General features: G+C 65.8%; 20 protein-coding genes. 9 read left to right on the top strand and 11 right to left on the bottom strand.

Annotated features, from left to right (window positions below):
- From KZZ07_RS28115 to KZZ07_RS18335, 3 genes are read left to right on the top strand one after another with little or no spacing between them, the layout of a single operon-like run.
- Window positions 1–888, top strand: a complete 888-nt coding sequence (locus KZZ07_RS28115; protein WP_219516312.1) for a DUF1289 domain-containing protein — start codon at window positions 1–3, stop codon at window positions 886–888.
- Complete coding sequence (locus tag KZZ07_RS18340) at window positions 885–1493, top strand: HAD family hydrolase (protein WP_219516311.1); 609 nt, start codon at window positions 885–887, stop codon at window positions 1491–1493. Before KZZ07_RS28115 ends, KZZ07_RS18340 begins: the two co-directional genes overlap by 4 nt.
- Window positions 1490–2935, top strand: coding sequence for a cobyric acid synthase (locus KZZ07_RS18335; RefSeq protein WP_219516310.1), 1446 nt, complete (start codon window positions 1490–1492; stop codon window positions 2933–2935). Before KZZ07_RS18340 ends, KZZ07_RS18335 begins: the two co-directional genes overlap by 4 nt.
- A gap of 6 nt (window positions 2936–2941) precedes the next feature.
- On the opposite strand, the gene cobD is transcribed toward KZZ07_RS18335, so the two are convergent.
- The 4 genes from cobD to KZZ07_RS18315 are packed head-to-tail and all read right to left on the bottom strand — an operon-like array spanning window position 2942 to window position 6237.
- A complete protein-coding gene (cobD, locus tag KZZ07_RS18330) occupies window positions 2942–3919 on the bottom strand; it encodes a threonine-phosphate decarboxylase CobD (RefSeq protein WP_219516309.1) in 978 nt (325 codons plus the stop codon).
- A gap of 8 nt (window positions 3920–3927) precedes the next feature.
- Entirely contained in the window at window positions 3928–4863 is a 936-nt protein-coding gene (gene cbiB, locus KZZ07_RS18325; RefSeq protein WP_219516308.1) for an adenosylcobinamide-phosphate synthase CbiB, read from the bottom strand.
- Entirely contained in the window at window positions 4860–5648 is a 789-nt protein-coding gene (locus KZZ07_RS18320) for a propanediol utilization protein (protein WP_219516307.1), read from the bottom strand. Before KZZ07_RS18320 ends, cbiB begins: the two co-directional genes overlap by 4 nt.
- Window positions 5649–5652: 4 nt before the next feature.
- Window positions 5653–6237, bottom strand: coding sequence for a histidine phosphatase family protein (locus tag KZZ07_RS18315; RefSeq protein WP_219516305.1), 585 nt, complete (start codon window positions 6235–6237; stop codon window positions 5653–5655).
- A 45-nt stretch (window positions 6238–6282) separates the two neighbouring features.
- Between KZZ07_RS18315 and cobU the strand changes: the two genes are divergently transcribed.
- From cobU to KZZ07_RS18290, 5 genes are all read left to right on the top strand, one after another.
- Window positions 6283–6795: a bifunctional adenosylcobinamide kinase/adenosylcobinamide-phosphate guanylyltransferase gene (gene cobU / locus KZZ07_RS18310; RefSeq protein ID WP_219516407.1), complete on the top strand. Its 513-nt coding sequence runs from the start codon at window positions 6283–6285 to the stop codon at window positions 6793–6795.
- Entirely contained in the window at window positions 6792–7799 is a 1008-nt protein-coding gene (cobT, locus tag KZZ07_RS18305; RefSeq protein ID WP_219516302.1) for a nicotinate-nucleotide--dimethylbenzimidazole phosphoribosyltransferase, read from the top strand. The genes cobU and cobT overlap by 4 nt, the downstream gene beginning before the upstream one ends.
- The gene (locus KZZ07_RS18300; RefSeq protein WP_219516300.1) at window positions 7796–8548 is read left to right on the top strand and encodes an adenosylcobinamide-GDP ribazoletransferase; all 753 of its coding nucleotides are present in this window, start codon (window positions 7796–7798) and stop codon (window positions 8546–8548) included. Before cobT ends, KZZ07_RS18300 begins: the two co-directional genes overlap by 4 nt.
- A 91-nt stretch (window positions 8549–8639) precedes the next feature.
- A complete protein-coding gene (locus KZZ07_RS18295; RefSeq protein WP_219516298.1) occupies window positions 8640–9101 on the top strand; it encodes a MarR family winged helix-turn-helix transcriptional regulator in 462 nt (153 codons plus the stop codon).
- A 302-nt stretch (window positions 9102–9403) separates the two neighbouring features.
- Window positions 9404–10093 carry a Hint domain-containing protein gene (locus KZZ07_RS18290; protein ID WP_219516295.1) on the top strand — a complete coding sequence of 230 codons (690 nt, stop codon included), beginning with the start codon at window positions 9404–9406 and terminating at the stop codon, window positions 10091–10093.
- A 111-nt stretch (window positions 10094–10204) separates the two neighbouring features.
- Here KZZ07_RS18290 and arsJ read toward each other — a convergent pair whose 3' ends face one another.
- Genes arsJ through KZZ07_RS18270 form a run of 4 tightly spaced genes read right to left on the bottom strand, consistent with a single transcriptional unit; the run spans window position 10205 to window position 14065 of the window.
- Entirely contained in the window at window positions 10205–11464 is a 1260-nt protein-coding gene (arsJ, locus tag KZZ07_RS18285; RefSeq protein WP_219516293.1) for an organoarsenical effux MFS transporter ArsJ, read from the bottom strand.
- Window positions 11465–11468: 4 nt separating this feature from the next.
- The gene (locus KZZ07_RS18280) at window positions 11469–12224 is read right to left on the bottom strand and encodes a hypothetical protein (RefSeq protein ID WP_219516291.1); all 756 of its coding nucleotides are present in this window, start codon (window positions 12222–12224) and stop codon (window positions 11469–11471) included.
- A gap of 18 nt (window positions 12225–12242) precedes the next feature.
- Window positions 12243–13241 carry an ArsJ-associated glyceraldehyde-3-phosphate dehydrogenase gene (locus tag KZZ07_RS18275; RefSeq protein WP_219516290.1) on the bottom strand — a complete coding sequence of 333 codons (999 nt, stop codon included), beginning with the start codon at window positions 13239–13241 and terminating at the stop codon, window positions 12243–12245.
- Window positions 13238–14065: an arsenate reductase/protein-tyrosine-phosphatase family protein gene (locus tag KZZ07_RS18270; RefSeq protein WP_219516289.1), complete on the bottom strand. Its 828-nt coding sequence runs from the start codon at window positions 14063–14065 to the stop codon at window positions 13238–13240. The genes KZZ07_RS18275 and KZZ07_RS18270 overlap by 4 nt, the downstream gene beginning before the upstream one ends.
- Window positions 14066–14221: 156 nt before the next feature.
- On the opposite strand from KZZ07_RS18270, the gene KZZ07_RS18265 reads away from it, so the two are divergent.
- Entirely contained in the window at window positions 14222–15421 is a 1200-nt protein-coding gene (locus tag KZZ07_RS18265; protein ID WP_219516288.1) for an aminotransferase-like domain-containing protein, read from the top strand.
- Window positions 15422–15482: 61 nt separating this feature from the next.
- Here the strand turns inward: KZZ07_RS18265 and KZZ07_RS18260 are convergent, their stop codons facing one another.
- The 3 genes from KZZ07_RS18260 to KZZ07_RS18250 form a co-directional block, all read right to left on the bottom strand.
- The gene (locus tag KZZ07_RS18260) at window positions 15483–16886 is read right to left on the bottom strand and encodes a TRAP transporter large permease (RefSeq protein ID WP_219516287.1); all 1404 of its coding nucleotides are present in this window, start codon (window positions 16884–16886) and stop codon (window positions 15483–15485) included.
- Window positions 16883–17515 (bottom strand): TRAP transporter small permease subunit, encoded by a 633-nt coding sequence (locus KZZ07_RS18255; protein ID WP_219516286.1) that lies wholly within the window; start codon window positions 17513–17515, stop codon window positions 16883–16885. The genes KZZ07_RS18260 and KZZ07_RS18255 overlap by 4 nt, the downstream gene beginning before the upstream one ends.
- 116 nt (window positions 17516–17631) lie before the next feature.
- Window positions 17632–18648, bottom strand: coding sequence for a C4-dicarboxylate TRAP transporter substrate-binding protein (locus tag KZZ07_RS18250; RefSeq protein WP_219516285.1), 1017 nt, complete (start codon window positions 18646–18648; stop codon window positions 17632–17634).
- Window positions 18649–19220: the final 572 nt, after the last annotated feature.

Genomic DNA, 19220 nt, shown 5'->3' with positions numbered 1-19220 from the left:
ATGAGCCGCATGACCCGCCTGCCCCCGGCCAGCCCCTGCGTGGCCCGCTGCGTGATCGACGAGAGCTCGGACCTGTGCACCGGCTGCGCCCGCAGCCTGGACGAGATCGCAAGCTGGGGCAGCGCCTCGGACGAATTCCGCGCCGGCGTCTGGGCCGCCTTGCCCGCCCGTGCCGCCAGCATGGGGCTAAAGACGCGGCGCCTGTCCTGGCAGGGCGACACCCTCCTGGCAGAGACCGCCCGCCGCATCGGCGACGAGGGCGCGCGACTTGTGGCAGGCATCTGGGGCGCCTCGGGCGAGGTGTCGCGCCTGCCGGGGACAGAATGCACGGCACAGATCGGCGACGGCGTGCTGAGCCTGCGGCTGGAAAACGCCGCGCTGCGGCTGGAGGCCACGCGCTATCTCACCGCCTTCGAAATCGACCGCCCCGAGGCACCGACACTGATCGCCCTTGCGGTGCCCGTCGGTCGTGCCCTGCGCGCCCCTGCCCGGTCCTTGACCCTGCTGGGTCCGGACGGTGACGCGCTCTTGCCGCGCAATGCCGCTGGCGCCCGCTTCGACCTGGGCCTGGGCAGCCGCGCCGCGCGGTTCACCGTGCGATGTGACAAGGCGCTGGCCGCGCGGCTGGCCCGCAGCCAGGGCGCAGCCTGGCCGGATCACCTGTCGCGCAGCGGCCTCGCCCTGCGGGACGCCGCCCCGGTTCGGGTGATCGAAACACCCTGCCTGCGGCTGGACATCGACGCCGAGATCCCGCCGCCCGATGGCGCCTCTCCCGAGGGGCCGCATACGCACCTCCTGCCGGATCACGTGGCGCAGGGGCTGGAAACCCCACCGACGGTGCCCTTGCCGGCGGGCTATGTCGCCACCGCCCTGATCTACCCACAATGACCGCCGAGCTTGTCGTCTGGGATTTCGACGGTGTCCTGAACGCCGAACCGCCCGGCCACCCCTTCGGATGGGTTGCCGACCTGGACAGGACACTGGGTCTGTCGCCGCGCGCCTTTCGCAGCTTTCTGAACCAGCCCGGACAGGCCGCACGCGTGTTGCGCGGCGCCCTGCCTCTGGAACAGGCGCTGGCCGACTGGCTGGCCACGCAGGACACGGATGTCAGCGCAGAGGCCCTGCTGGACCATTGGCTGCAGGCCGAAGACCGGCCCGACGCTGAGGTAATCGACTGGCTGGCGCGCAGTCCCGCGCGCGCCGTGATCGGCACCAACAACCCGGCCCCTCGCGCGGATTACATCATGTATGTCATGGGGTTGTCGGTGCATGTTGAGACGATATTCGCCTCCGGGACGATGGGTGTGGCCAAGCCGGATCCGGGTTTCTTCGGACAGATCGAACGCTGGTCGGGGCTGATGCCGCAAAACCTGCTTTTGATCGACGACAACCGGGAAAACCTGGCCTCTGCCGCCCGACGTGGATGGCAGACCTTTCTTTTCGACGCGCGCAGCCGCAGGGACCTGCCTGACCGGCTGGGGATCGCGCCATGAGCCGCGCGGTGATGATCCAGGGCACCGGGTCCAACGTGGGCAAGTCCATGCTGGTGGCGGGCCTTTGCCGCGCGGCGCTGCGGCGCGGTCTGTCCGTGGCCCCGTTCAAGCCGCAGAACATGTCCAACAATGCCGCCGTGACCTCTGACGGGGGCGAGATCGGGCGGGCACAGGCGCTGCAGGCCCTGGCCTGCGGTCTGCCCCTGCACACGGACATGAACCCGGTCCTGTTGAAGCCGGAAACGGATGTGGGCGCGCAGGTCGTCGTGCAGGGCAAGCGGCTGACCACCGCCAAGGCCCGGGATTACGCGAAGTTAAAGCCGCAACTCCTTGGTTCCGTTATTGAAAGTTTCAACCGCCTCAAGGCCGCGCATGACCTGGTGATCGTCGAGGGCGCAGGCAGTCCGGCAGAGGTGAACCTGCGCAAGGGCGACATTGCCAACATGGGCTTTTCACAGGCGGCGGATGTGCCGGTGATCCTCGCCGGCGACATCGACCGGGGCGGCGTGATCGCCCAGATCGTCGGGACCCAGGCAATCCTACCGAGCGATGATGCCGGTCGCATTTCCGGGTTTCTTATCAACAAGTTTCGGGGCGATCCTCGTCTTTTCGACGACGGTTACAAGCTGATCGAAGAGCGCACCGGCTGGCGTGGGCTTGGTGTCGCCCCCTGGTTCCCCGAAGCTTGGCGCCTGCCTGCCGAGGACGCGCTGGACATCGGCACGCCCCAACGCACCGAGGGGCTGCACGTTGTCTGTCTGTGCCTGTCGCGCATGGCGAATTTCGACGATCTCGACCCGCTGGCCCAGGAACCGGGCGTGCGGCTGACCATGCTGCGACGCGGCGAAGCGATCCCGGGGGATGCCGATCTGGTGATCCTGCCCGGCAGCAAGTCCACCCGGGGCGACCTTGCCTTTCTGCGTGAACAGGGCTGGGATATCGACCTGATGGCGCATCATCGGCGTGGCGGGCGGGTGCTGGGGATCTGTGGCGGCTACCAGATGCTGGGCCGTGTGGTCGATGACCCCCAGGGCATTGAGGGGCCGGCGGGGCGCGATCCCGGTCTTGGCCTGCTAAACATCGACACGGTCATGACCCCGGACAAGTCCCTGACCGAGGTCACTGCCCGCCATGCCGCCACAGACACGGCGTTCCACGGTTACGAAATCCACATCGGGCGCAGCGACGGCGCGGACCGCGCCCGCCCTTTCGCCTTTGTCGGGGACAGTCCCGAAGGTGCGATCAGCACCGATGGCCGGGTCATGGGCAGCTACCTGCACGGCATGTTCCGAGACGACGGCTTTCGCGCCGCCTGGCTGGATGGCTTTGGTGTCGAGGCAAGCGCGTCCTATGATGCGACAGTCGAAACGACGCTGGAGGCTCTGGCCGATCACCTGGAGGCACATCTGGACGTCGACGGCATCCTTGCCGCCGCGCGCTGAGGGCCATCAGCCCTTCAGCGCTGCCTCCAGATGCGTCCAATCCGCCTCTGTTCCCGGCAGTCCCAGCCGCAGCCAGCCCGTCGAATAGGGAAAGACGCGGGTCCATATCAGCGCCCGTGCCAACCGCTCCTGCGCGGCAAGGGCATCGCCCGTTTCATAGGTCCGGAACAAGACCGTGCCCCCGACGGGGGACCAGCCCGCCGCCTCGGCCAGCGCATCCATGCGCACCGCGTCGCGGGACAGACGCGCAATGGTCTCTGCCTGCCAGTCGCCATCCGCCAGCGCCGTGCACCCGGTGGCGATCGCCGGCCCGTTGACCGCCCAGGGGCCCGCCAGCCGCCGCATTTCCCCAACCAATGCCGTCGGGCCAAGGGCAAACCCCAGCCGCATCCCGGCGAGCCCGTAGAATTTTCCGAATGACCGCAACACGAGGATCAGCGCCCCCTCGGGCGCACTGTCGAGAAAGGGGAGGATCGAGTATTCCGGCGCCGGGTCGGCAAAGCTTTCGTCCACCACCAACAGGCCGACGTCCTGCGCCAGGTCCGTCAGCTCTTCGGGTGTCCAGAACCGCCCGTCCGGGTTGTTCGGATTGACCACGACGCCAAGCTGGGCGCCCTTCAGGCCGTCCACATCCGCGACCTGGGTCACGGACCAGCCCTGCGCCGTCAGCGCGCCCGCATGTTCGTTGTAGGTGGGTCCAACCACCCGTGCCTCGCGCCCGGTGCCCAGCCGTGGCACCAGCTGGATCGCCGCCTGCGCGCCCGCGAGGGCGACACAATCCGTGTCGCCACCGGCCCGGTAGCTGGTCCGCGCCACTGCCTCCAAAGCCGCGATTTCCGCCCGCGTGGGCAGGGCAGTCCAGGCATGTGGCGGCAGTTCTGGCAGGGGATAGGGCACCGCATTGATCCCCGTCGACAGGTCCAGCCAGTCGCCTTCGCCAAAGCGGGCCTTGGCCCGGTCCAGATCGCCGCCGTGATCGCGCATCTCGTCCCCTAGAGTATTGCCAGCCCGACAAGGACCGCGCCGCAGAGAAACATCGCCCTGACATAAAGCGCAAGGCCCCGGGAGATGTCGCGCGCCTCCGGGTCGGCGGCGCCTTCGTTGACCCAGGGTTCCTGCGCGACGCGGTCACCGTAGATGCGCGGCCCGGACAGGCGCACACCCAGCCCGCCCGCCAGCGCAGCTTCGGGCCAGCCCGCATTGGGCGACCGGTGGCGCGCCGCGTCTTGAAAGACGACTTGAAAAGAACGCCGCAACACACCGGATGCCAAGGCAAAAATCAATGACGTCAGACGCGCGGGCACAAGGTTCACCAGGTCGTCCAGACGGGCGGCGGCCTTTCCGAAATGCTCGTAGCGATCGTTACGGTGGCCGATCATGGAATCCATCGTGTTGATCGCCTTGTAGGCCACGATCCCCGGCAACCCCGCCACCACGCCCCAGACCAGCGGCGCGACGATCCCGTCCGAGGTGTTCTCGGCCAGGCTTTCCAGGGCTGCGCGGCTGATCCCGGCGCCGTCGAGCGTACTGGGGTCACGGCCCACGATCATCGACAGGGCATGGCGTGCGCCGCGCAGGTCCCCGGCAGCCAGCGGATCACGGACGGCGGCCACGTGGTCGTACATCGAACGCACCGCGATCAGCGGCCAGGCCAGGACGCCCAGCACCAGAAGCGCGGCCCAGCCCTTGCCCAGAACAAGCGTCACCAGAACGGCAGGAAGCACCGATACCAGCAGGACCAGAGCAACGGTCAGGGTGCCCGTGGCCAGGCGCCACCGTGCCCCCCCCTTGTTCAGCCGCACCTCAAGCGCCGAGATCAAGGCGCCGATCCAGACCACCGGATGCGACAGGCGCCGAAACAGCGCCGAGGGCCAGCCCATTGCCACATCCAGCAGCAGGCCGATCAGCATGACCTGCGCAAAGATCATTCCGCCTCTCCCGTCATGAACCGAAAAACCCCGGCATAGCCCGCCGCCTGCAGGCGGGCCTCGGCCTCGTCCGGCAGGGTTCCGGGGGCAAAGATCAAGGCGCGGGCGGGGCCGGTATGGGCACGGGCATGGCCCAGCGCGCCCAGATCCTTTGCCAATGCCTCGGTCGGGTCGTCCGAGGGACCGCGCAGCGCCGTACAGCGACGGGCGGACTCGCTTGCCAGCGCGGCCCTGGCCGCCAAACCGGCGCCCGACCAGTCGGTGACCAGATCGGAGATGTCGGGAAACCGCATGTCGGCGGGATCGGTCCGTTCCGGGGCGCCCCGGAACCCGCCAAGTATCTCGCATGGGGGCACCGGACCGACATGGTCCAGCACCTCTGCCCGTCGCGAGGCCCAGAGCAGGCGGTCAGCCCCCGGCCACATCAGGGGGTCGCTGGCTCCCTCGACCTGCAGGCAGGCCCGTGCAACAGGTTCCCCCTCGATCCCGGCAAGGCGGGCCAGCGCAACCAGGGACGCGGTCGACATACCCGCGCCGCCCCCGGGCGGGAAATCGGGTGTGATCGTGACCTCGCCCGCGAGCGTCGCGCCAAGCGTTGCCAAGAACCCTTGTACCATCTCCGGCGCCAGCACTTCAGGCGTGCCGGAAACGCGCAAGGCCCCAGCGCCCCGCCGCACCACCCGGACACCCCAGTCCGGGCAGGCCAGCGTCACCAGGGCAACAGGCCCGTCAGGCCCCAGCCGCCCCTGCAGCCACTCGCCGAAATGCCCCGCGACAAAGACCATAGGGCTAGATCGGACGCCAGTTGGTGGAGATCACCAAAAGCCCGCCGGGATAGGCGCGCAGGCGTGTCACAGACCAGGGCGCCACCTCGAACCCCAGTGCCGGCGGCACCACGCCCAGCGCCAGCGCAAGGCCCGCGCGCACCGTCCCGGCATGGGCCACGACGGCAACCGGCCCGCCCTGCCTCGCTCTTTCCGCTAGGTCCTCCAGGGCGGGCCGCACGCGTGCCACCATGTCGGCAAAGCTTTCGCCGCCCGGCGGGCGGTGTTCGGCCAACTCTGCGGCCGACAGCGCGCCTATGTCCGGGATCTCGTCGAACCGAAGCCCGTCATGCGCGCCGAAATCCTGTTCCCACAGGCGTGGATCCTGTTCCAGTTCCGCCCCGGGCCAAAGTGCCTGCGCCGTCTGGCGGCAGCGCAGCGCGGGGCTGACCACCCTGTGATCGACCCCCGACACCAGGACCTGCAGAGGTTCCCACACCGCCGCCTCACCCAGCTCTGCCGGCACATCCATGCGCCCGCACAAACGCCCGTCATGCAGCGCGGGCGCATGTCGAATCAACAGCAGTTCAGAGGCGTCGGGCAGCGTCATTTCGGGGCTTTTCAACCAGATCGGAACATGCTTTGTCACGACCGCATGGGAAAGTCGATCCTCATCACGGGTGGCGCACGCTCTGGCAAGAGCAGCCTTGCAGAGCGCATGACGCTGGATCTCGGGCGGCCCGCGATCTACATCGCCACTGCTCAGGCCCATGATGGCGAAATGGCGGATCGCATCGCGCTTCACCAGGCTCGCCGCGATGCGGACTGGCGGACCGTCGAAGCCCCGCGCGACCTGCTGGGCGCCCTTCGGGACACCGATGGCACGGCGCCCCGGCTGGTCGACTGTCTGACGCTCTGGCTGACGAACCTGATGCTGGCCGATGAGGACTGGCAAGCGGCGGTCGAGGCGCTGGCCGAGGCCCTGCCCGCGCAATCCGCGCCAGTGATCTTCGTCACCAACGAAGTCGGTGCCGGGATCGTCCCCGAAAACACCCTGGCCCGCGCCTTTCGCGACGCGGCGGGGCTGGTCAATCAACGCATAGCACATGCCTGCGACGAGCTTTGGTTCTGCGTCGCGGGCCATCCACTGAAAGTCAAACCTGCATGAGCACCCTGCCCCTTGCGTCGCTGGACGCGGTGACCTCTCTTGATCTTCCCGGTTTCGACAATGCCGCGTCCGAGGCCGCGATGGCACGCCAGATGCAGTTGACGAAACCGCCGGGCTCGCTGGGCCGTCTGGAAGACCTGGCCGGTTTCATGGCCGGTTGGCGCGGCACCGATCACCCGGAAATCACGCGCGCGCAGGCCCTGGTCTTTGCGGGCAACCACGGGGTCTGCGCGCAGGGCGTGAACCCCTTTCCGCAGGAAGTGACGGCGCAGATGGTGGCGAACTTTGCCGCCGGTGGCGCGGCGATCAACCAGCTGTGCAAGACCACGGGCGCCGAACTGGACGTGATCGCGCTGGACCTCGACCGGCCGACGCGGGATTTCACGACCGATATGGCGATGGACGAGGAAGAATGCCTTGATGCGCTGCAGAGGGGCGCGGCGGCGGTAGACACCGGCGCCGATATCCTGCTGCTGGGCGAAATGGGCATCGGCAACTCGACAATTGCCGCGGCGCTGGCCCTTGCGGCCTTTGGCGGCAGCGCACCGGACTGGGTCGGCCCGGGCACTGGATCGGACGCGGACGGCATGAGCCTCAAGGCGCGCGTCGTGACAACAGCGGTCGAGAAACACGGCGCGCTGGCGCCCATGATGCGCCTTGCCGCCCTTGGCGGACGCGAACAGGCGGCGCTTTGCGGGGCGGTTCTGGCGGCGCGCATGGCGCGCATCCCCGTGCTGTTGGACGGGTTCATCTGCACCGCTGCGGTTTCGCCGCTCTACGCCACTTCGCCCGACCTTCTGGCGCACTGCCTGATCGCCCATATGAGCCGGGAACCGGGCCATCGGCGCCTTGCCGATGCGATGGAGAAACCGCCGCTGCTGGACCTTGGCATGGCACTTGGCGAAGGCTCTGGCGCGGCGCTGGCGCTTGGGATCGTCAAGGGCGCTCTGGCTTGCCACAACGGCATGGCAACCTTTGCCGAAGCGGGTGTCTCGGACGCATGAGCCTGCGCCGCCGCATCGACGAGCTGCGGCTGGGGATGATGATGCTGACCCGTCTGCCGATGGGTCGGCTGGCCGATCCCGCTCCGACACTGGCGCAGGCGCGGTGGAGCTTTCCGCTGGTGGGTTTGCCGCTGGGGTTTGTGGCCTGGGCGGTGCTGGCTGGCGCACAGGCGCTGGAGCTTCCGCCTTTGGCCGCCGGTTTCGCCGCGCTGGCCGTTCTGGCAAGTCTGACGGGCGGGCTGCACCATGACGGGTTCGCCGATTTCGCGGACGGCATGGGCGGGCGCGACCGGGCGCATCGGCTGGAGATCATGCGGGACAGCCGTGTCGGCAGCTATGGCGTGATCGCGCTGATCCTTGCCGCCGGGCTGGGGGCTTCGGCGCTGAGCGCACTGCCTGTGACCGCCTGGGGCGCATTGCTGCTGGTCAGCCTGACCAGCCGCCTCGCGATGCTGGTCCTGCTGGATCTCATGCCGCCAGCCCGGCGCGACGGGCTGGGGCAGATGGCCGCCACCGCAAGGGACACCCTGCCCTGGCGGGCATGGCTGCCGGGCGGTCTGCTGGCGCTATGTGCCGCACTGGTCGTCGGCATGGCCGCCCTGCCGGTGCTGGCCGCGATGGCACTGGCTGCGGCCTGGGTTGCCTGGCGGGCGCGCAGGCTGCTGGGTGGGCAGACCGGCGACGTGCTGGGGGCCGCGCAGCTTGCCAGTGAGACGGCGGGCTGGCTGGCCCTGGCCGCTGTACTCTAGTCCCGCAGACCGGCCAGCCGGGCAAGCGCCCTCATTGCACCTGCAACGAGGACGAGGCTACACTGCGCCCAGACTGATACGGGACCCCGCGATGACCACCCCCTTGCCAGAGTTCGACCTAGCAGGTTTTACCCCCTACCGCCTGGCGGTTGCAGCCGAAAAGACTTCAGAGGCACTGGCCCGCCAGTATCGCGAACGCTTTGGCATCTCGATCCCGGAATGGCGGGTACTGGTCCACCTGGCCCAGCCGCTGGACGGACGCAGCACCGTCTCTGTCCGCGACATCGAGGCCCGCGTGGCGATGGAGAAAAGCAAAGTCAGCCGCGCGGCCAGCCGGCTGGAGGCCGCAGGCTATATCGAAAAGGCTGCCGATGCGGGCGACAGGCGGTTGGTGCGTCTTGCCCTGACCGACAAGGGCCACGCGCTGATGGCAGAGCTGTTGCCGCTGGCCAAGGCCTATCAGGAGGAACTGGAACGGCGCCTGGGCGATGCGCTGGCCGATTTCGAGGCTGGGCTGGATCGCCTCCTGGACACCCTGCCGCCCAAGTCATGATGCCGCCCCGGCCATTCGGTTGCGGCTGCGGCTGCGGCGAGGGCTGTTACACCGTCAAACACAATTTCCAAAAAATTGCATCATAACCCCCTTAATTCATTGGGGTAAATTCCTATGCCAGATTTCTTTCCTGACCTAACCTGTCCCTGAGCAAAAAGGGACTAAAAAAAATCAGTCCCTGAACGAAAGGGACCGAAAATGGCAGACCTTGCAGCAGACGGCGTCTTGACCTTTACCGCAACCGATACGGGCACGACCCTGTCCCCGTTGACAGGCTTTGTCTACACCCCTCTGTGACCACCGTGAACGACGCGAACAATGACGACAACATTGACTCGCTCGACTACTACGGGCTGATCACGACGGGGTATTCCGGCTACACGATCAACATCGGTGGCAACTACTATGCGATCTTCACCAACGGGTTGGGGGAATATTATATTCCTTTCGATTCCGCGCAGGAGGATCTGTCGGCATTGACCCTGTCCGCCGTGACGCAGGCCATTACCCAGACCGGCGACAACGCCAATGTCTACAACTGTTTCCTGACCGGAACCCGCATCGCCACGCCCGACGGCCCCCGCCGGATCGAGACGCTGGCGCATGGCGACCTGATCCTTGCCTCCGATGGGCGCGCCCTGCCGCTGCGCTGGCTGGCCCGGATGGAGGTCCGCCCACAGGCGGTGAACAAACCCATCGGGCGGCTGCCCATCCGCATTACAGCCGGCGCCCTTGGCGGCGGCTTGCCGGACCGCGATCTTTATGTCTCGCCGGATCATGGGCTGGTGCTGGACGGGAGGCTGGTCAATGCCTCGGCCCTGATCGATCATTCTGCCATCAGGATGATGCGCACCTCCGAGGCGCCGCCACATTTCACCTATTGGCACATCGAGCTGGACGCACATGAGGTCATCCTAGCCAACGGGGTCCCGACAGAGAGCTTTGTCGACTATGCGCAGCGTTCGACAACTACGACGAATACCTGGCGCTGAACGGCTGTGACCGGCTGATCCGTGAGATGCCCCTGCCCCGGATCTCGTCGCGGCGGCAGTTGTCACCTTTGCGGGTCGCCTGACCCACCTGACCGACAAGCGCCTGCAGGATCATTCGGCGCGCAGCCGGGCCGCGCCCAGTGCGCTGAGCGCCACCATGACCGCCGCCGTCCCAAGACACAGAGGCAGGCCACCGGCCTGGTAACTGAGCCCCGACAAGAGCGTGCCCAGCAGGCGACCTGTCGCATTGGCCATGTAGTAAAAACCCACGTCCATCGTCACCCGCTCGCCCTTGGAAAAGGCCAGGATCAGGTAGGAATGCAGCGAACTGTTGACCGCGAAAAGCGCGCCGAACACCAGGAGCCCGGCAATGATCGTTGCCGTCAGCCAGGGCGCCGGGTCACCAGTTGCCAGCACCAGGACCGCCAGCACAGCAGGAACCACCGTCAGCGACAAGGCCCAGCCGCGTGCCGCGCCCACCATCTCTGCCGCCGGGCGCGAGGCGGCGCGCAGGGCCTTGGGCGCATAGGCCTGCACCGCGCCGTAAAGGATCGTCCAGACCGCCATGAAGCTGCCGATGGTGAAAAAGGCGATGCGGTTGCCCGCTTCGCTGCCGTCCGACAGTACCGCGTAGAAATAGACCGGGATGCCGACAACGAACCAGACATCGCGCGCGCCGAACAGGAAAACACGGGCAGCGGACAGCCAGTTCACGTTGCGATCCTTGGAAAAGACCTCTTTGAACTTGGCGCCTTTCTTGCCGGTGGGCAGGCCCGGGGGCATTCGCAACGCCACCGCCAGCAGAACCGCGCCCAAGACTGCCGCCATGCCCAGCACCGCCGGGACAAAGCCGAACACCGCCAAGAGCGCCGCGCCGGTCAGAAAGCCCAACCCCTTGATCGCGTTCTTGGATCCGGTCAGAACGGCCACCCAACGGAACAGCCCGCCCTGCCCGCTTGGCGCCAGCAGCTTGACCGCCGATTTGGCCGACATCTTGGACAGGTCCTTGGCCACGCCGGACAGGCCCTGCACCGCCATGACGAAGACGACCGAGGCCGTCAGGCTCCACCCCGGGTCCAGCTGGGCCAGCGCCAAGAGTGCAATGACTTGCAGCGACAGGCCCGCATAAAGTGTCGAGGTCAGGCCAAAGCGCGCCGCGATCCATCCCGCCGAGAGGTTGGTGACAATACCCGCGATCTCGTAGAGCAGGAACAGGTAGGCCAGCTGCACCGGCGAAAAGCCCAGCGTGTGGAAATGCAGCAGCACCAGCATCCGCAACGCCCCGTCGGTCAGCATGAAGGCCCAATAGGCCGCGGTTACGGCAACATAAGCGGCAAGTCCCTGTTGTCGGCTGTCGGTGGTGTCGGTCATGTGGTCAGCGTTTCTCGTAAATGACGTCTGTTCCGTCTCCGGCTCGGCGAAGACGCAAGCGGTCAGAGGTTTGATCAAGGATCACCCAGCACAGCTGATCGCCATCGTCGAAAACGACGCTCAGATGCGGTCCGGGAAGGTCCTGGCATTCGGAAAGGATGTCAAAGCTACCCTTTCGGACCGGAACGCCCTGAAGGATTTCAGCAAGCTGCGTATCGTCGAATTGCAACCCGGACCCAGGCCGCGAAACATCGGTCCAGGTGCCATGCAGCACCTCCACCAGCCGCGTGTATTCGTCCGGCGCACGCACCTCCAAGTCCAGCAGGTTCGCCTTGGCCGTCACCCCGACTTCGTCCAGCACATCGACGGTTGCCGTGACGGAGGTCCATTCAGGCTGCATGACCAGTTGCATCAACAGGTCCGGATCGCTGGTGTCGTCATCGGCCACAAGATAGCGGGTACCAGCCGCCAGGATGCTGCAGACCAATACATTCCGCTCGGGATCGATTCCGCAGGTTTCGACCATCCCGGAAATCGGTCGCGGGCCAAGGGCACCGTCCGCAGTTGCCTGTGCCTCGTAGAGGGAACCGCCCCGGGGCATGGCCCCTGTCCATCCGGCTTGTCCGAGAAAGCCCCTGCCGCCGGAATTCACGCCTCCGGCGGGGACAAAGACGGCGGGACCGATGTTTTCATCGGCTCCCTGTTCCGCCACGGCCGGTGCGCCAAGAACGGGCAAAAGGGCGAAGGCTATAAGGCGCATCTGCGGCCCCCTCCGTTGCTAGAGCGACGCGCCAACCATATGGGCCACGTCCACCAGCCGATGCGCATAGCCCCATTCATTATCATACCAGGCGTAGATCTTAACCTGCGTGCCGTTGACCACCATTGTCGAGGGCGCATCCACGATCGAGCTGCGCGGGTCATTGGTATAGTCGGTCGAGACCAATGGGCGCTCCTCGTAGCCAAGGATGTCCTTCAGCTCGCCTTCGGCGGCGGCCTTGAAGAGGGCATTGACCTCTTCGACCGTCGTTTCGCGCTCCACCTCGAAGACGCAGTCGGTCAGCGAGGCGTTCAGCAGCGGCACCCGCACCGCGTGACCGTTCAACCGGCCCTTGAGTTCGGGATAGATCAGCGTGATCGCCGTGGCACTGCCGGTTGTCGTGGGGATCAGCGAATTGAGCGCCGAGCGCGCGCGGCGCAGGTCCTTGGCGGGTCGGTCCACGATGGTCTGGGTGTTGGTCACGTCGTGGATCGTGGTGATCGAGCCATGCTTGATCCCCAGGTTTTCGTGGATGACCTTGACCACCGGCGCAAGACAATTGGTGGTGCAGGAGGCCGCCGTGACGATCCTGTGCCTGGCCGCGTCGTAGATGCCGTCATTGACGCCGTAGACGATGTTCACCGCACCGCCGTCCTTGACCGGGGCCGATACGACAACCTTTTTCACACCCCGTTCGAAATAAGGCGCAATCCGCTCGGCGGTCTTGAAATAGCCTGTGCAGTCGATGACCACATCGACGCCGTCCAGCGGCAGGTCCGCCAAGTCGCGCGTGCCGAAAACCGGGATGCGCGTGCCGTCGATGGTGATGCTGTCCGCATCCGCGCTGAATTCGGCATTCCAGCGGCCATGCACCGTGTCGAATTCCAGCAGGTGCGCATGCATCGCCGGGTCGCCCACCGCGTCGTTGAGAAAGGCGATGCTGTCGCCGGCCTCCAACATGGGTTTCACGATCAGCTTGCCGATGCGGCCCAGCCCGTTGATGGCGTAAGTGGTCATGCGAAGTCTTCCGTTCTTGCGATGTCGTCGATCCGGATCTGCAGGCTCTCGCGGTCGAGCGTGGCGATGGGCAGTGCCGTGAAGGACTGGATGCGGTTTTTCAGGGCGCCATAGACCTGTTGAAAGGCCAACTGTCTTTCGGCCTCGGTGCCTGTCGCCTTGACCGGGTCCGGCTGGCCCCAGTGGCCGGTCATCGGTTGGCCCGGCCAGGGCGGACAATCCTCGTTCGCCGCCCGGTCACAGACGGTAAAGACGAAATCCATTTGCGGCGCGTCGGCGCCCTGGAATTCCGACACGTTCTTGGCCCGCAGGTCGGACACGTCATGCCCCTTGTCCCGCAACACCTGCAGCGCCTGGGGGTTCAGCTCGCTATAGGGATTGGTCCCCGCCGAGAAGGCCCGGAACCGATCCCCGGCAAAGTCGCGCAACAGGGTTTCGGCAAAGATCGACCGGGCGGAGTTGCCGGTACAGATGAACAGGACGTTGTAGGTGCGATCAGCCATGTCGCTCTCCGTCAGGAATGTTGGCAGGCAAAGATCCGGGCGGCCACGGCAGCAATCCGCCCAGAGAAAGGTCAAGAGCCGCCCCGCGCCCTCGGTATCGGCGGCGTATAGCAGTGAGGTCCCGTGCCGGGACTGGGTTACAAGCCCCGCACTACGCAAGTGTGACAGCGCCGCCGAAAGCGTCGATGGCGCAAGCGCCAGCGCCAAAGCGATCTCCCCGGCGGGAACGGCATCCGGGAAACGCCGCATCAACAGGCGAAACACGTCCAGACGACGGCTATGGGCAAGAGCGGCAAGGGCGTTGAGCGATTCCGTTTTCATATTTCCGGAAATACGGAAATATAGATCGTCCAGCAAGCTGTATTTCCGATTTTCCGGAAATAGGCGATCGCCCCTGATCGACAGACGGTTGGCGCCCGTTAACCAAAGCATGTTAGGGGACCGCGTAATTGCTCTTTGTCTGACCGGAGAAAGCCCATGCCCGGACGCGCGCCCTTTGCCCGCTGGCTGAACGACACGAACGACGTGACCCAGACCTTTCTGGCCGCCGGACAGATTCCCGACCTCGTGAACCTGGCGGGCGGGCTGCCGGATCCATCGACCTGGCCGGTCTCGGATCTGTCGGATTTCGCGGGCCGCGTCGTGACCGAGCACACCTCCGAGGTCCTGGGGTATTCGCCCATCGACGGGCTGCCCGACCTGCGGGATCGCATCGCGGCAGAGTTCAGCCACGGCGCGCTCCGGCTGACCCGGGACAACGTGCTGATCACAACCGGCGGGATGCAGGGGCTGGACCTGCTGGGCAAGGCCTTTCTCGACCCCGGACAGACCATCGCGGCGCAGTCCCCGGCCTACCTCGGCGCCATCGACGCCTGGAAGCCGCGCGCGCCGCAGTATCGCCCTATGGTGATGGAGGCCAACGACTTCGACGCGGGGGCCGCCATGACCGGCGCACAGTTCGCCTATACCGTCCCGAATTTCTCGAACCCGTCCGGGCGGCTGGTGCCAGAGGATCAGCGCCACGCGCTGGTGGCGGCGGCCGAGACCACAGGCTGTTGGCTGGTCGAGGACGATCCCTACGGCCACCTCTACTACGACGGCGCGCCCCTGCCCCGGATGCTGGAGCTTTCGGCCAATGGCGCCGAGGTCTACGACGGGCCGGTGATCTACCTTGGCACCTTCTCGAAACAGCTGGCCCCGGGGCTGCGGGTCGGCTGGGTCATCGCCGCGCCAGAGGTGATCGCCGCCATGACCACCGCCAAACAGGGCTCTGACATGTTCACCAGCGGGCTGTGCCAGCGCGTGGCTCTGGAAGCGATGGAACGCGGTCTGCCGGAACAGTTGCTCCCGGGCATTCTCGATCTCTACCGTGCCCGGCGCGACGCGCTATGTGCGGCGATGCAGGCGGATCTGTCGGACCTTTTCACCTGGCAGGTTCCCGAGGGCGGGATGTTTGTCTGGGCGGTGGCGCGCGATCCGGCTTTGGACACCGACCGCTTGATGAAGACCGGGCTGGATCACGGTGTCTGCGTCTCGCCCTCCAGCGTCTTTGACCCGATGGGTCAGGACCGCCGCGCGATCCGGCTGAACTTTACCCTGAACCCGCCAGAGATGCTTGCCGAAGGGATCCGCCGGCTGGCGCGGGCGACGCGGGCGGAACTGAAAAAGGCCGCGTGAGCCGCGCGGCATACAGTAGAAAGGCCGCGCCAGTGGCGCGGCCTTTCCATGTCGATCGCCGTCATCCGGCCAAAGATGGCAGCCAGAGCACGATCCCCGGAAAGGCGACCAGCAAGGCGATGGTGATCGCATCGGCCACGAAGAAGGGCGTCACTCCGCGGAACACGTCCTGCACCGACAGTTCCGGACGCACGCCCGCCACCACGAAACAGTTGAGCCCGATGGGCGGCGTGATCAGGCAGAACTCGGCCATCTTGACCACCAGGATACCGAACCAGATTGCGCACATCGGCCCCGACATGCCGAATGTCGCCTCTTCGGCACTGACAAACGGCCCGCCGTTCAGCGCCATGACCGCCGGATAGACCACCGGCAACGTCAAGAGCAGCATCCCGATGGCGTCCATGAACATCCCCAGCACCGCGTAGGCCAGAAGGATGCAGATCAGGATCAGCATCGGCGAATAGGGCAAGGCGGTCAGCCAGTCGGAAAAGGCCGAGGGCAGGTCCGCGAAGCCCAGGAAACGGACGTAGATCAGCACCCCCCAGATGATCGTGAAGATCATGATCGAGAGCTTGGCGGTCTCGACCAGCGCGTCCTTCAGCTCGCGCAGGCGCATGCCGCGCCAGAGCGCCATCAGGAAGACGATGAAAGCGCCGATGGCCCCGCCCTCGGTCGGCGTCCCCCAGCTGTCTCCGCCGAAGGGGTTGTAGACGAAGAAGATGATGATCACGACCACGGCCACGATGGGCAGGGCCGGCGGCAGGCTGACCAGCCGCTCACGCCAGGTGAAGCCTCTGACCGGGGGGCCAAAGCCCTTGATGGTCAGCGCCAGCCCGATGATCAACAGCGCATAGACCAGTGCCGAGAACATGCCCGGGATGAACCCCGCCAGCAGCAGTTTGCCCACGTCCTGTTCGACGATGATCGCGTAGATGACCAGGATCGCCGAAGGCGGGATCAGAGAGGCCAGCGTGCCGCCTGCCGCCACGACCCCCGCCGCAAAACGTTTGTCATAGCCCACCTTCAGCATCTCGGGGATGGCGATGCGGGCAAAGACCGCCGCCGTCGCCACGGATGCCCCGGACACGGCGGCAAAGCCGGCCGTGGCAAAGACGGTCGAGACGGCCAGCCCGCCCGGGACCCAGGCGATCCAGCGTTTCGCGGCCTCGAACAGGGCCCGTGTCAGCCCGGCGTAATAGGCGAGATAGCCGATCAGGATGAAGGTGGGGATCAGGCTCAGCGCCTGTGACGCCACCTTGCCGTGCGGCACCTGGCCCGCGGTCTTGACCGCCACTGTCAGGGCCCAGCCAAATTCGTCCGCGTCGTAGCCCTTTTTCGACCAGAATATCCAGATCAGCCCAACCAGCCCGGCAAACGCGGCGGCAAAGGCCACGCGCATCCCCAGGACCACCATGACCAGCAGCCCGCCGGTGACCCAGAGGCCAATTTCTATCGACGTCATGTATCGTGCCCCTGTACCTGGTCGGCCTCGGCCGCCGCCTGTTCCGCCGCGGACATTACCAGCGGCACCGCCACGGGTTCGCTCAGCCCCAGGACGATGGCCCGCCCGTAGGCCACCAGTTGCAGCACCAGCCGCAGCGAGATCACCGCAAAGGCCACCGGCACCACCAGTTTTGCAGGCCAGATTGGCAACCCGATATCGATCGAGCTGTCACGGCTCCAGTTCGGGGCGCCGAAATCGAAACTGCGGTTGAAATGCGACCAGGTGCCCCAGACCAGTAGCACCATCAGCACGAGGATCAGCAAGGTCGTGATGAACTCGGCAATCCAGAGCATCCGCCCCTTCAAGGCGCCCACCACGATGTCCATGCGGATATGGCCGCCAGCCCGCTGCACGTAGGAAATGCCGAAGATCGCGATGAAAGGCATCGCCGCTTCGATCCAGTCCACGTAACCGCGCAGTGGCTCGTTGAAGAAGTTTCGCCCCGAGACGGAAATCACCGCCAGGCACATCAGCGCAAAGGCTCCGACGCCGGAGACCAGCGCCATACCCCATTCGACCCGCGCCAGCACGCGGTCCAGTTGCGACAGCAGGCTGTCGTCTTCGAGGACGGAGGCTTGTCCCGCCATCGCTCACCTCTCTTGTCCGGAGAAACGCAAGCCCCGGCCCCGCATCGGAACCTCATACCGGATCACCCGGATCCGGCCAGAGGCCCCGGCGCAATGGCCGGGGCGATGGATCTGCCTCAGTTGGAGGCGCGCGCCTCTTCGAGGGTCGAGAACACCAGGTCATAAAGCTCTTGCGCCGGCAGACCCTGCGCGCTCATGTCCTTGATCCAGGCGTCATGGATCGGCTTGGCTGCCACCTCGCGGAACTTGGCCAGCTCGTCGTCCGAGATCATCACCTTCTCGACATTCTTTTCGGTCAGCACCTCGTCCCAGCGTTTCAACAGCTTGCCGTAGTTTTCGAGGTAATAGGCAATCGCCTCGTCCACGGAGTCGTCCAGTGCCTGCCGCTGGTCATCGGGCAGCGCCTCGTAGGCGTCGATATTGACGACGATGGGACAGTTGACGGTGCCAGGGTTCAGGTTGGCCGTCCACCAGTCCGCCTTGTTGATGGTGCCAAAGGACAGGTGGGCGTGCTGGGCAAAGGCCACGGTATCGACAACACCGGAGTCCATTGCCTGGTAGGCCTCCGACGAGGTCACGCTGGTCGGTACGCCGCCCACGGCAGAAAAGGCCTTGCCCAGACCGCCCGTGGCGCGCACCCGCATGCCATCGAATTCCGACAGCTCGTCGCGCGGCTCGCCGGTGCCGACAAGGTTGTATTGCGGCATCGGCGAGGTCATCAGCATCTTGGCGTTCCACTGCGCCATTTCCTTGGCCACGGCCGGGTGGGCATAGATCGCGTGGCTGACGGCCACTTCCTCTTCCAGCGTGGACACGCCGAGGAAAGGCAGCTCCAGCACGGTGATCGCGCGGTTCTTGTCCGGATGGTAGCCGGCGCAGAACTGCGCCATCTCGAAGGCCCCGATAGAAATGCCGTCGAGGTTCTCGCGGTTTTTCGACAGCCCCCCGTAGGAGATGTTCATGGTGAACTCGCCGTCGGTCTTTTCCGAAACCAGCTCGGCGATCTTGTGCAGATGCTCGGTGAAGGCGCGGCGCGACCCCCAGGTCGAGACATTCCATTCCGTCGCGGCGGCCTGTGTGGCCAGGGTCGCGGCAATGGTCGTCGCCAGCAGTTTTGCAGTGATGTTGGACATATCATCCTCCCCTTTGTGTCCAGCGGTATTCTCCGCCTCGCGGGGAGGTTAGACGAATGCCTCGACTGTTCAAGGGGCTTGGCGGAAAGGGATTCGCGGCGGCGAGCGCTAACAGCCCGTATACAGCGGCATACCGCATCCTTTTGTCACACCCGCCCCCGCCAGGCCCAACAACCACAAGATGCACAGTTTGCGCGCAGAACCCCTTACAAGGTGCTGACCCAGGCATCATTAAAACAAGGGGCTTAGCGGCTTACGGGCAAATTTGTTTACGCTTTTCAGAACTTCCATGAAAACACTTTACAGCTAAATCACTCATAATGCTAACATAATTTATTTCTTTTCCGTTTCAGGTATTGTCCGGCTTGAACGCGGTGACGCCAGGGAATGGCGTGCCGCCGGATCAAACGGAGAGGGAGCTCCTTCATGACCGAACAGACCACACCTGAGACAGCCACCCCCGTCTATCCGCCCTCGGCGGAACTGGCGGCCAAGGCCCACGTCGACGCGTCGCGGTATGACGAGATGTACGCGGCCTCGGTGTCGGACCCGGAGGGGTTCTGGGCGGAGCA

This window comes from Mameliella sp. CS4, assembly GCF_019392335.1.
Lineage (GTDB): Bacteria > Pseudomonadota > Alphaproteobacteria > Rhodobacterales > Rhodobacteraceae > Antarctobacter.
This window is presented reverse-complemented; position numbering and strand designations above follow the sequence as displayed.